Source organism: Flavobacterium sp. MEB061, assembly GCF_000834715.1.
Taxonomy (GTDB): Bacteria; Bacteroidota; Bacteroidia; order Flavobacteriales; family Flavobacteriaceae; genus Flavobacterium; species Flavobacterium pectinovorum.
Map to the genome: position 1 here is coordinate 45978 of NZ_JXQR01000018.1, position 13552 is coordinate 59529.

12 protein-coding genes are annotated in these 13552 nt (G+C 33.7%); 9 read left to right on the forward strand and 3 right to left on the reverse strand.

Features of this window, described 5'->3' with window-relative positions; genetic code table 11:
• Positions 1-14: 14 nt before the first annotated feature.
• Entirely contained in the window at positions 15-2846 is a 2832-nt protein-coding gene (locus RT99_RS10815) for a TonB-dependent receptor (RefSeq protein WP_042564769.1), read from the reverse strand.
• Between the two features lie 367 nt (positions 2847-3213).
• Here RT99_RS10815 and RT99_RS10820 point away from each other — a divergent pair, with 367 nt between their 5' ends.
• Positions 3214-3564 (forward strand): DUF6249 domain-containing protein, encoded by a 351-nt coding sequence (locus RT99_RS10820; protein ID WP_042564770.1) that lies wholly within the window; start codon positions 3214-3216, stop codon positions 3562-3564.
• Between the two features lie 65 nt (positions 3565-3629).
• Here the strand turns inward: RT99_RS10820 and rnhA are convergent, their stop codons facing one another.
• Positions 3630-4109, reverse strand: coding sequence for a ribonuclease HI (gene rnhA, locus RT99_RS10825; RefSeq protein ID WP_042564771.1), 480 nt, complete (start codon positions 4107-4109; stop codon positions 3630-3632).
• Positions 4110-4172: 63 nt separating this feature from the next.
• Positions 4173-4736: a phosphoribosylglycinamide formyltransferase gene (purN, locus tag RT99_RS10830; protein WP_042564772.1), complete on the reverse strand. Its 564-nt coding sequence runs from the start codon at positions 4734-4736 to the stop codon at positions 4173-4175.
• Positions 4737-4911: 175 nt separating this feature from the next.
• Between purN and RT99_RS10835 the strand changes: the two genes are divergently transcribed.
• The 8 genes from RT99_RS10835 (at position 4912) to RT99_RS10870 (ending at position 13528) form a co-directional block, all read left to right on the forward strand.
• A complete protein-coding gene (locus RT99_RS10835) occupies positions 4912-5148 on the forward strand; it encodes an acyl carrier protein (RefSeq protein WP_007137004.1) in 237 nt (78 codons plus the stop codon).
• Positions 5149-5385: 237 nt separating this feature from the next.
• Entirely contained in the window at positions 5386-6639 is a 1254-nt protein-coding gene (gene fabF, locus RT99_RS10840; protein WP_042564773.1) for a beta-ketoacyl-ACP synthase II, read from the forward strand.
• A gap of 8 nt (positions 6640-6647) precedes the next feature.
• Positions 6648-7388, forward strand: coding sequence for a ribonuclease III (gene rnc / locus RT99_RS10845; protein ID WP_042564774.1), 741 nt, complete (start codon positions 6648-6650; stop codon positions 7386-7388).
• 125 nt (positions 7389-7513) lie between these two features.
• Positions 7514-8002, forward strand: coding sequence for an IPExxxVDY family protein (locus tag RT99_RS10850; RefSeq protein WP_042564775.1), 489 nt, complete (start codon positions 7514-7516; stop codon positions 8000-8002).
• A 5-nt stretch (positions 8003-8007) separates the two neighbouring features.
• The gene (gene pyk, locus RT99_RS10855; protein ID WP_042564776.1) at positions 8008-9438 is read left to right on the forward strand and encodes a pyruvate kinase; all 1431 of its coding nucleotides are present in this window, start codon (positions 8008-8010) and stop codon (positions 9436-9438) included.
• Positions 9439-9903: 465 nt separating this feature from the next.
• Positions 9904-11580 (forward strand): arylsulfatase, encoded by a 1677-nt coding sequence (locus tag RT99_RS10860; protein ID WP_042564777.1) that lies wholly within the window; start codon positions 9904-9906, stop codon positions 11578-11580.
• A gap of 63 nt (positions 11581-11643) precedes the next feature.
• Positions 11644-12660, forward strand: a complete 1017-nt coding sequence (locus RT99_RS10865) for an HAD family phosphatase (protein ID WP_052483643.1) — start codon at positions 11644-11646, stop codon at positions 12658-12660.
• A 43-nt stretch (positions 12661-12703) separates the two neighbouring features.
• A complete protein-coding gene (locus RT99_RS10870) occupies positions 12704-13528 on the forward strand; it encodes a hypothetical protein (RefSeq protein WP_042564779.1) in 825 nt (274 codons plus the stop codon).
• The last annotated feature ends 24 nt before the right edge of the window (positions 13529-13552 follow it).

A 13552-nucleotide genomic window follows, 5' to 3' on the forward strand; every position in this document is an offset into this window, starting at 1 on the left:
CTGTTTTTTAAGTTTTATAAATTGATGGCAAGATTGACGAAATATGTTCTTCCATAACCATAATAATATTTAGGCCCAAACGACGGTGTCCCGCTTGAAATATCCTGATTAAGGGCTCTGAAATTGGCATTTCGGGCTTGTTCAAAACCTCCTGTTTTATAAGTGCAATCAAGAACATTATTCACGCTAATAAAAAGTCCGATATTTTTGCCATAAATACGCCAGGATTTACCTCCTGATATATTGAGTAATGAAATGGGGTCAAATTTTTCTTGTTTCAATAATTGTGATGCCCGCTCTTCTGTTGCTTCAGGAAAAACAAGTCCGCTTATTGAGTTTTTATAAAACCTGGCTGTTCTGGCAATTGGCGAAACATCAATATAGCTTTCTGTTAAATAGTTAATATTCGCTGCAAGCCACCAAAATTTAGGATCACGATATTCTAATCCTAATGAATAAGCTTGTTGAGGCATTCCGGATTGTTTATAATTTTTAAGATATGATTCTCCAAAATCAAAAGCTTGCAAATCTCCTTTCGCTGCATTTGCATCATTTGTTATCGAAACATTCGGGTTACTTACGTAAGTGTAATTGCCGTAACCTGCTGATAAAGTTGTTTTTAATGTTGATGAAATTTGATATTCAAAACTCAGTTCCAATCCAATGTTCTTCTTATCAAGCCCCGTCAATGTCTGACTCACAAAAGCATCTGTATTATTATAGCTTGCACCTCTATCAAAAATCCCTTCGGCATAAAAAAAGGAAGTTTTCGCTGTGTTTTCTATTAAAGTGTAATACGCTGTAATTCTTGTTTTAAGTTTAGGTGAGCGAAAAACATAATTTCCTTCAACACTACTAATATTTTCATTTTCAATACCTGAAACAATTGAATTATTTAAACGAGAATTTGAGAATGTATTTCGAATTGAAGGAGCTCTTGTAAGATGCATTCCGTTAAAAAACAACCATTGTTTTCCCGAAATTTTATACGTTAATCCGCCTTTGAAACCAAAATTCTCAAAATTCACTTTTTCACTTTTTCCAAGAGAAGTAGTTGGATAAATTCCGTTTTGGTACAATCCTTCTCTTTGATAATCTGAAACAGAATAAGATTGTGCCAAATAGAAATCAATTTTTTTGTAGTTGAATTTAAACTGTGTAAAAGCTTCAATTGTTGTTGCCAGAAAATTATAATTATACCCATATGTATCACCTTCTTTTACCCGACGATTTGGATTCTGTAAATCTGATTGTGCTTCATTTCCAGTATAAAAAGCATCAATATCTTCAAAATATTGTCCTCCGAGTAAATCTAAAAGATATTGAAATTGATGTGATTTTAAATTCCGAAATGTGATACCACCATCAAAAGCACTGTTTTCTGTAAGTTGAATATTCAGGTTTGTATTGGCTGCAAATGTTTTATCATCCGTTCGGTCTTCGTATAAAACATAATGACTTTGCCCGGATTCATAACCTGTAATTATTCCTTCGGAGTTCTTTATTGCTTTTTGATTTGCGCGATACATTTCATCCCAATTGATTTGGGAATTCTGTAAAAATATAGTTTTACTTTTTTCCGCATTTTCATAATCCGGAGTAAATTCTCCCGAAAACTCGCCATTATCTTTTGCGTAAAGTGAAGTATAATAACTAGGTAATTTTCTATAATAAACAGGATCGGGACTATTTGTATTTTGATAATCAATTGTACTGTTCCCTACTTTTCCAAACTGGTACATTACAGCTGAGTTCAAATTTGCTTTTTCATTTATTTTATAATAATGATTAAGCATCAACAATGGTTCTTCAACCTTTTTAACTCTTGCATTGCGTTTTTCTCCATTCTGAAAACCCCAATACGAATTGTATTTTTCGTTTGTCAATTGTGTAACTTCATTGGTATTTGCTGAGTTTTTTCCGCGTGAGCCTGGTGTATAAAATCCGGTGAAATTAAGAGCGTGTTTACTGTTTAATTTCTTTTCAACGCTAATAAAAAAAGATTCTGCATCAAAATTAGTTCCGTCAAAATAACCTTCATTTCCAATACGTTTTCCTGCAGAAATAGCAAAAGCCCAACCATGAGAATTCATTCCCGAGGCATAAGTACCAATGGCTCGCCAATTATAACTTGTATTGCTTCCTGAAAACGAAAGTCGGCCACCTTTTCTGTATAATGAAGCTCTTGTTGAAATTTGCTGCGTACCTAATATTCCGCCAAAAGTATAATCTGATGAAGCTGCTCCTATTGAGAATTCCTGATTTCGAAGTACATCATTCAAACCTCCCCAATTGCTCCATTGTGGCCGGCCATCATATAATTTATTCATGGTCATTCCGTTAAGCATCATGGTTCCGTTTTCGCTATCAAGACCACGAATCCTGAATCGGGCCTGACCCCAACTGAAAGCAGAAGCCTGCATAAAAGCATCTTTTGAAGATTGCAAAAGACCCGAAGTCATTTCAGAAGAACTATTGTCATCAGATAAATCACTTTCTAATAAGGTGATTAATGTTCCTGGAATTTCATCAGAAAAACTTTCTTCCATCTGCAATGTTCCCAGATTAACAATTCCCAGATTTGAGCTAACTTTTAAAAGCAAATCTTTGTAACCCTGACTGCGTAATAAAAGCAATTGCTGTCCTTGCAGTGCCACATGTAATTCGAATTTTCCGTTTGGTTTTGTAAGTTCTGTAATGGAAGAATTTTGAATGCTTACAACAACATTCGATAATGGATTTTGGGTTTTAGTATCAAGTACTAATCCGGAAATAACTGTTTCCTGTTGTGCAAAAACCAGACTGAAAGGCAATAAAATAAAAAAGATCAAGTACTTTTTCCTCATGAAAAACCAATTTATTTGAATAAATATTTTTTGAACGAAAATGAATTTGGTGAAAGTCCATTTTCAATTCTTCATTCAAAGAATAAAATTGATTTTTGGGATAGAGTCTGAAAATTCAAATGTAAAACAAAAAACAATAAATAAGTATTTTCTTGTTAATTATTTTTTAGTATAAATAAATTATACTTTCAAACTCGCAGTTGCAAGTTTTTTTAAGAACAATAAAATAAAACTGATTACCAGCCACTTTTGATCCCGAGGCTTCGTAATGGAATTTAAAAAATTGAATTTATTTAAAAAACTTGTAACCTTGATTTAAAAGCTGTCGTCATATGGAGTATCAATCAATTATAAAAACATAAAAATTATGGGACCACAAGTATTAATACCAGTTAGCCTTTTTGCGATGATCTTTGGGATTGTCTATCTTTTTTTCTCAACCAGAAACAGAGAGCGTATGGCTCTTATAGAAAAAGGCGTTGATGCCAGTATCTTTTTGAAAGGGGCAGGAAAAGGAGGCTCTGCCTGGAAAGTTTTTGTTGTGAATTTAGCTTTTTTATTAATAGGAAGCGGCGTTGGAATTTTCCTTGCCTTATTAATTACAACTTACACTTCATTAGATGATGATGCTGTTTATCCTTCAATTATTTTTATCATGGCCGGAGTTGGCTTATTGGGCGGATTTAAAACTGCCAAAGATTTAGATAAAGAACAATAAGATTTTTTTAAGTTAGTAGTTTGAATAACGTATCAGGAAGCAGTTTTCATGATACGTTATTTTTTTTAATCCATTTTTGAACCGATGTTTTCGTAATATTCGTCAACAGAAAGTTTAGGCTGCATTGATGCCATAACGGCCAATTGATCGCAGCGTTCGTTTTGAGGGTGATTGTTGTGACCCTTAATCCATTTAAAATCGACTTGATGTTTGCGGTACACAATTAAAAAGCGTTTCCATAAATCAGGGTTTTTTCGTCCGGCAAATTTCTTTTTTTCCCAGCCTAATACCCATTTTTTTAAAACAGAATCGACTACGTATTTAGAATCTGAAATAACCAAAACCTTCATATTTGGGTTTTTCAATTTTTCTAAACCAACAATTACGGCCAACAGTTCCATTCTGTTATTAGTGGTCAAACGAAAACCTTCGTAAAATTCTTTTTTATGTGGTGTTCCAACCAATTCCATCACAACGCCGTAACCACCGTTTCCAGGATTTCCTTTTGCAGCGCCATCAGTATATATATGTACTTCGTGATCCATTTATTTAGATTGTAGATTTTTGAATTCAGATTTTAGATTTTTCAACTTATCCAAAACTGAAATTTATTTTTCCAATATAGTCTGAATAATCTCTGGAAAATACTTTTGTTCCAGTTCGTGAATCTTTTCAGCCACCGTTTCTGGTGTGTCATCTTCTGTTAGAACTACATTTTTCTGAAAAATAATGCCGCCTTCATCATAATTTTCATTTACATAATGAATAGAAATTCCGGTTTCTTTTTCCTTATTATTAATTATAGCTCTGTGTATGTGCATTCCATACATTCCCTTACCTCCATAATTAGGTAAAAGTGCGGGATGTATGTTTATAATTTTGTTTGGATATTGTTCAATTATGTTTTCGGGGAACTTGAGTAAAAAGCCAGCCAAAACTATCAGATCCGGATCGATTTTTTGTATTTTTTGTAGTACGTTTCGTTCCAAAAGTTCGTTTTTTGAGAAGATTTCGACAGGAATTTGATGATTTTTTGCTCTTTCGATGACTTTTGCCGCAGCATTATTGGTAAATACAGAAACAACTTTTGCAATTTTAGTTTTTGAAAAATACTTTATAATATTTTCTGCATTAGTTCCTGATCCTGAGGCAAAAACAACAATTTTTTTCATAATATGATTTATTTTGAGAATGCAAAAAACGGAATAAAAATCGAAAATAAATAGTATTAAAAGGGCTTTCTTGAAATTAATTTTATAAATTAGTATCACATTTATAAACTAAATAGTTGTTTTAAAATAAAGTTTTTTATTTTTGCCAACAAATTAAATTCTAAAATTAAAGATTATGTCAGACATTGCATCAAGAGTAAAAGCGATTATCGTAGACAAATTAGGTGTTGACGAAAACGAAGTTGTAACAGAAGCAAGCTTCACTAATGATTTAGGAGCTGACTCATTAGACACTGTTGAGCTTATTATGGAATTCGAAAAAGAATTTGATATTCAAATTCCAGACGATCAAGCAGAAAACATTGCTACTGTTGGTCAAGCTATTTCTTATATCGAGGAAGCTAAAAAATAATAATACTGCACCCGGTTTCTAAAAATACCAATTTTTGAAATTCCAAATTCCAATTGGAATTTGACTTTTGATTTTTGAAATTTCTAAGGATCGGGTGTTATTATTTTTTTAAAATTTAAATTTCGATTGATTTTCAATCAAAAAGATATATTTATATTGTAATTCCCATGGCTCTTAAGTAACAATACAATTAAGAAAGCGTGGGTTTTATTTGTTTAAAGTACAAAATACATATTTATGACGTTAAAGCGAGTTGTTGTAACAGGATTAGGTGCTCTTACTCCGATCGGGAATAATATCCAGGATTACTGGGAGGCACTTGTGAATGGAGTTAGCGGAGCCGCTCCTATCACGTATTATGATACAGAGAAGCATAAAACGAAATTTGCCTGCGAAGTAAAAAACTTCAACATTGAAGATTACATGGATCGCAAGGAATCTCGTAGATTAGATAAATTCGCTCAATATGCAGTTGCTGCAAGTGATGAAGCTATTAAAGATGCCGGACTTACTAATGATAATGTCGACAAAACAAGAGTTGGTGTTATCTGGGGAGCAGGAATTGGAGGTTTAGAAACTTTTCAGGAAGAAGTTATTTATTATGCTAAAGGAGACGGAACGCCAAAATTCAATCCGTTTTTTATCCCTAAAATGATTGCCGATATTGCACCAGCACACATTTCGATGCGTAATGGTTATATGGGTCCAAATTATACTACTGTTTCTGCATGTGCATCTTCTGCAAATGCTTTAATTGATGCTTTCAACTACATTCGTTTAGGAATGTGTGATGTAATTGTATCTGGTGGTTCAGAAGCCGCTATTACTATTGCAGGTATGGGAGGTTTTAACTCTATGCATGCTTTATCAACAAGAAACGAAAGTCCGGAAACAGCTTCGAGACCTTTTGATGCAACCAGAGATGGTTTTGTGTTAGGAGAAGGAGCAGGAGCTTTGGTTCTTGAAGAATATGAACATGCTAAAGCCAGAGGCGCAAAAATTTATTGCGAAGTTGGCGGAGGCGGAATGTCATCTGATGCTTATCATTTAACAGCTCCACATCCGGAAGGAATTGGAGTTATTGCAGTAATGAAAAATACATTAAGAGATGCCGGAATGAATCCTGAAGATGTTGATCACATCAATACTCATGGAACTTCTACTCCATTAGGAGATGTTGCCGAATTAAAAGCAATCAGCGCTGTTTTTGGTGATCATGCAAAAAATATCAATATCAACTCGACAAAATCAATGACAGGACACTTACTTGGTGCTGCCGGAGCTATTGAAGCTATTGCTTCTATTTTAGCAATGCAACACAGCCTAGTTCCTCCAACGATTAACCATACGGTTGTTGATGAAAACATTGATCCTGCCTTAAACCTTACTCTTAACAAACCTCAAAAAAGAGAGGTAAATGTTGCTATGAGTAATACGTTTGGTTTTGGTGGACACAATGCTTGTGTATTGTTTAAAAAATTAGTTGACTAGTTTTGTCTATGAATATTATCAAAAAAATATTTTCAAAATCCCGTTCTCAAGAAGACGGGATTTTTTTTGACACTATTCAGAAAATACTTGGTTTTCAACCTGTTTCTATAGATTTTTATAAGAAAGCGTTTACGCATCGGTCTTCAAACAAATTGGATGAAAATGGGCATCCAATTAATTATGAACGATTAGAATTTTTAGGTGATGCAATGTTAAGTGCCGTGATTGCTGCACATTTGTTTAACAAAGCACCAAATGGAGATGAAGGCTATTTAACCAAAATGCGTTCTAAAATTGTAAGTCGTGAGCATTTGAATGAATTAGGTAAAGACTTAAATCTGGTTAGGTTTGTAGAGAGCAAAGTACCAGTACAGCATTTTGGAGAAAATATTCATGGTAATATTTTTGAATCACTTGTTGGTGCTATCTATTTAGACCGCGGTTATGCGTTTTGCGAAAAGTTTATCCAAAAAAGAGTCATTACACCTTATGTTGACATCGCAAGACTTGAAGGAAAAGTAATTAGTTATAAAAGTTTGGTTATCGAATGGTGTCAGAAAGAAAAGAGAATCTTTCATTATGACATTTTTGAAGATAATGGTATAGACGGACAACGCTTATTTGGTGTAAAATTAAGTATAGACGATAAAGTAATTGCTAGAGCAAGAGCTACTTCAAAAAAGAAGGCTGAAGAAAAGGCATCGCAAAGAGCTTATTTTGCTTTTCAGGAAAAAATAGATAAGAAATAACCACAAAAATGCTTTAACTTTCTTAAAGCTATAACGTTTTCGTTTATAAATTAACAAAAACAACCGCGTCTTAACTATTGATGCTCCAATAGAAATAGTATATTTACACCTAGATTTTTCATGATATGGCAATTCATAGATTGGATTTAGACGAATTTGACGAAATTGATTATTATTTAATGGCAATTCATACTTCGATAGAAGATTATAGATTAGCCTATTTTATCAATAAAAAACTTCCGATCAACTTAAGTAAGAGCAAAAACGAGATCCATGCTCAAACTAAGGAAGGTGAGGCAAATTTTTCTAGGTTTTATTATTATGATTCTGAGAAAGCCGTTACATGGAATCTGATTCAGAATAAAAATGAAATCATTTCAGTGAGTACAAATGATTTCCAGAATTTGTTTTCTAATGAAACAAGTGAGGTTTCAACAACAATTCATTTACTTCCTGAATTTAAAAAGGTGGATTTTTTCCTGAAAATAGAGAATAGTGAAGAGGCTATTGATTTTTCAGAAATTCAACAACAATTAAATACCATCGAGAGCATCGCAGCTATTTATGTTGTTGATACCAATAAAATAAAATCAAAGAACAATTTAATTTTTTAAAAAAAATGCTAACAAACAAAAAAACTAAAATTGTAGCTACACTTGGGCCTGCATGTAGTACGAGAGAGATTATCAAGGATATGATCGAAGCAGGGGTTAATGTGTTTAGAATCAATTTTTCGCATGCAGATTACGAAGGAGTAAAAGACAAAATTAATATCATTAGAGGCTTAAACGACGAGTTTGGTTATACAACTGCAATCCTTGGAGATTTGCAGGGACCAAAACTTAGAGTTGGTGTAATGGAAGAAGGAACTGTTGTACACGATGGTGATTTAATTACTTTTACAACTGCTGAAGATATTTTAGGAACTGCTCAAAAAGTGTTCATGAAATACCAAAACTTTCCAAATGATGTGAATCCTGGAGAGCGTATTTTGCTTGATGACGGAAAACTTATTTTTGAAATTATTTCTACGGATAAAAAAACTGAAGTTGTTGCTAAAGTAATTCAGGGTGGAGAATTAAAATCTAAAAAAGGAGTTAATTTACCAAACACTAAAATCTCTTTACCGGCTTTAACTGAAAAAGATATTGCAGATGCTATTTTTGCTATTGAACAAAAAGTAGACTGGATCGCACTTTCGTTTGTAAAAACACCTCGTGATTTACAAGATTTACAAGAATTAATTGCTAAGCATTCTGAGTACAAAATTCCAATTGTTGCAAAAATTGAAATGCCGGAAGCGCTTGAAAATATAGATAAAATTATTGCTTATTGTGATGGTCTTATGGTTGCCCGTGGAGATTTAGGAGTTGAACTTCCTGCACACGAAGTTCCATTGGTACAAAAAGATTTGATTCGCAGAGCAAAAACGGCTAGAATTCCTGTTATCGTTGCTACACAAATGATGGAAACAATGATTACAAGTTTAACGCCAACAAGAGCAGAAGTAAATGACGTTGCTAACTCAGTAATGGATGGAGCAGATGCTGTAATGTTGTCTGGAGAAACTGCTACAGGTAATTATCCTGTACAGGTAATTCAAAAAATGACTCAAATTTGTGAGGCAGTTGAAGATTCACCGCTTATTCAGGTTCCACAAAACACACCGCAAATTAAAACAAAACGTTTTGTTACTAAAACAGTTTGTCATCAGGCAGCTTTATTGGCAAATGAAATCAAAGCAAAAGCAATTTGTACTTTAACAAATAGCGGTTACACAGCTTTCCAAATTTCAGCGTGGAGACCATCAGCACATATTTTAGTATTTACTTCAAACAGAAGAATCTTAACACAATTGAATTTATTATGGGGAGTAAAATCATACTTCTACGATAAAGACGAAAGTACAGATGATACTGTAACTGATGTTAACGAAATTGCAGTTCAAAAAGGATACGCTTCAAAAGGAGATTATTTAATTAACCTTGCAGCAATGCCAATTAAAGATAAAGGAATGGTTAACACCATGAGAGTTTCTGAAATAGAATAATTTTCGTTTTGAAAATAAAATAAAAGCCATCAATTTTGATGGCTTTTTTGCGTTAAATACTTTTTTATTTTTTAAAATCAAAACACTATATCACAATCTGAATTTATAGATATAGTCTTCCGATTGATAAAATGTTTTTTCTACTCTTTTTTGCTTTGTCCCCTTTTTATTTTTACAGAATGTGAAAATGCAACTAAATAAAGCATTTATGTCGTTTCATTTTATAAAATGAAACAACCTGAACCTCTTTCGATACAATTTTTCGGTTTTTTATTAATTAATTTTGAGATACTTAATAAAATGTTAAGAAATTTCTTGTTTTCAATTTCGCAATAATACTTAAATAATCAATCTGTATTTCATTAAACAAGAACACATTTTTCTTTTAGCATTACTTAAGAATTTAATTCTCTGATTTACATATTACCACATATACAAAAAGATTATTAATAAATTTTTATTACCATGAAACAAATAAATTTTAAATGGAGATTTAAGAATGCAATGTTATTTGCATTAATATGTTTTTCAGTAGTTGAAATTCAGGCACAGAATTCAAAAAAGCCCAATATCCTAATACTTTGGGGAGATGACATTGGAACCACTAATATAAGTGCTTACAGTGATGGTATAATGGGATATACTACACCTAATATTGATCGTCTGGCAAACGAAGGATTACGTTTTTTACATTATTATGGAGAACAAAGCTGTACTGCCGGACGTGCTGCTTTATTAACAGGACAGCATGGTCTTCGTACCGGACTTACAAAAGTAGGTTTTCCGGGAGCACCTATGGGAATGAGCCAATTAGATCCTTCTATTGGAGGGATTATGAAAAACTTAGGGTATGTTACAGGACAGTTTGGTAAAAATCACGTAGGAGATCGTAACGAAAGTTTACCTACAGTAAATGGTTTTGACGAATTTTTCGGAAATCTGTATCACTTAAATGCTGAAGAAGAACCGGAATTGCCTGATTACCCTAAAGACCCCGAATATCTGAAAAAATTTGGTCCTAGAGGAGTACTAAAATGTACTGCAACAAATTCGGATGATGCAACGACAGATCCACGATTTGGCAGAGTTGGAAAACAAAGAATAGAAGATACGGGTCCTCTTACTAAAAAAAGAATGGAGACTATAGATGATGAAACATCTGCAGCTGCTATTGATTTTATCAAAAGACAAACCGCAGCAGGTAAACCATTTTTCTGTTGGTTCAACGCTACACGTATGCACCTTCGTACACACGTTAGAGCAGAACATAGAGGAAAATATACTCATGGAGATAGTGAATATATTGATGGTATGATCGAACACGATTTAACAATTGGAGATATCTTAAAAGCATTAGATGATTTGGGTATTGCTGATAACACTATTGTAGTTTATTCTACAGATAATGGCCCTCATATGAATACATGGCCTGATGGTGCAATGACCCCTTTTCGCTCAGAAAAAAATACTAACTGGGAAGGCGCTTTCCGTGTTCCATGTTTAGTACGTTGGCCAGGAGTAATTAAACCAGGACAAGTTACAACTGAATTAATGTCTCACAATGACTGGATTCCAACTTTAGCATCAATTGTCGGTGAGCCAGATTTAACCAATAAACTTTTAAAAGGTTACAATGCAAACGGAAAAACTTACAAAGTGCATTTAGATGGTTTTGATCAAAGTAACTTTTTACGTGGCAAAACGCAAAAAAGTGCCAGAGATAAATTTTTCTATACAGATGATGATGGCTTATTGGTTGGTTTAAGAGAAGGTGATTATAAATATGTTTTTGCCGAACAACGTTTGGGAGGTACAATGGGAGTCTGGGCAGAGCCTTTTACTAAACTTCGTTTACAAAAAATATTCAATTTGTACCAGGATCCTTTTGAAAGAGCCGATATCACTTCGAATAGTTTTTGGGAATGGCAGTTGAATCACGTTCAGCTAATGTATGGCGCTATACAAGATGTAGTTGTATTTGCAGAAACATTTAAAGATTATCCGCCAAGATCAATTCCGCCAAGCTTCTCAGCTTATACAATTATGGAAGAGGCAATGAAAGATATTAAAGCACAGAAATATATTGAGAAGAATGTACTTCCTAAGTTAAAAGAGGATGAAGCAGCATCAAAAAAGAAATAATAATAACTTTAAAGAAACAGGATTTTAAATAGTCCTGTTTCTTTTCACTTAAATAGTATCATTATGTATAGAAATATATATATCGTGTCCCTATTTTTATTATTGCTTGTTTCTTGTAAAAAAACTGATACTGTTACAAGTACTAATTCTAATGACAGTACAGCAGTAGTTGCAACTAGCAGCGATCCGCTACCAAGCTGGAATGACGGAACACTCAAAAAAGAAATTATAGCTTATGTTACGAAAGTTACTAAAGAAGGAAGCCCTGATTTTATTCCTAAAGAAAATAGAATCGCGACCTTTGATAATGACGGAACACTTTGGGCCGAAAAACCATATGTTCAGGAATTATTTGCTTTTTACAGAGTAAAAAAAATGGTGGAAGCAAATCCTTCATTGGCTCAAAAACAACCTTTTAAGGCAGTAATTGAAAAAGACAAAACTTTCTTTGAGAAAGGAGGCGATAAAGCGCTTATCGAATTAGTTGCTGCAACTCATACAGGCATGACCGAAGACGAGTTTGAAGCATCTACAAAAGAGTTTTTTGCCGGAGCAAAATATCCGGGAAAAAATGTTGCACTAAAACAAATCAGATATCAGCCTCAATTAGAATTATTGGATTATTTGCGTGCAAATGGATTCAAGACTTTTATTGTAACAGGTGGAACGATCGAATTAGTAAGAGCCATTTCTGCTGATTTTTACGGAATTCCAAAAGAGCAAGTTGTGGGTACTTCTTTCAAATACAAATTTGATGATGCCACAAACAACATTGTCAGAGAACCTGCTCTTGATCTTTTTGATGATAAGGTTGGCAAACCGGTTGGAATACAGCTTCATATTGGTCAAAGACCTGTTTTTGCTTGCGGTAATGAAGGTGGTGCCGGCGATCTTGCCATGTTAAGATATTCTCAGGGAAGCAAATATCCTTCCTTTCAAATGCTGGTAAATCATAACGATTCGATTAAAGAATATAGTTATCAGGAAAAAGATAACCTTTCCTTAAATACTGCTGCTAAATATAAATATCATGTCATCAGTATGAAAGATGATTGGAAAAAAGTATTTCCGGATAAATAATCTGATTTTAATATTGATAAGAATCTTCTAAAGAAAGAAAATCATGAAAAGCCCATTGTCTAATATTTCAAACAAATATCTGTACACTACATTTTGTTTTCTTTTAAGTTGTGGTGTTTTTGCGCAAGAAGAGAAATCAGGTGCCAGCGCTCAGGAATTGGCAGATAAATTGGCCAATCCGGTGGCGAGTTTAATTAGTGTGCCATTGCAGAATAATTTAACTTATGGAATTGGTGCGTATAATGGATCAAAATACCAAATAAATATACAACCTGTAATTCCTTTTAAACTGAGTGATAATTTAAATTTAATTACACGCTATATACTTCCGGTAGTAGATCAGCAGGATGTTACGGGCGAAAACACACATGAGTTTGGTTTAAGCGATGCAACAGTTACAGCATTTTTCGCTCCTAAAACTAAGGGAATTATCTTGGGAGTTGGCCCTGCTTTTTTGGTACCAACGGCTACAGATAAATTTCTGGGAACAGAAAAATTTGGAATCGGTCCAAGTGTTTTGGTCATGCATCAGGGAAAAGGACTTTCGATAGGTTTTATTGCAAATCAGATATGTTCAGTGGCAGGAAATGAAGACAGGGCCGATTTTAATCAGTTTTACACACAGATATTCTTAACTCATAGTTACAAAAGCGGTGCAAGTTTGGGTATTACCTCTGAGATTACACAAAACTGGGAAGGAAATACAACACTAATAACCATTAGCCCAAATGTTGGAGCCATTACAAAATTAGGAGGCCAAACAATGCAATTTGCTGTTATGCCCTTAATACCAATTGTAGGCCATTCTAACATAAGACCTGACTGGGGATTAAGAGCTGTTGTGGCTTTTGTATTTCCGGGTTCGTAAAAAATTGACTTTAAGTTTTTCATC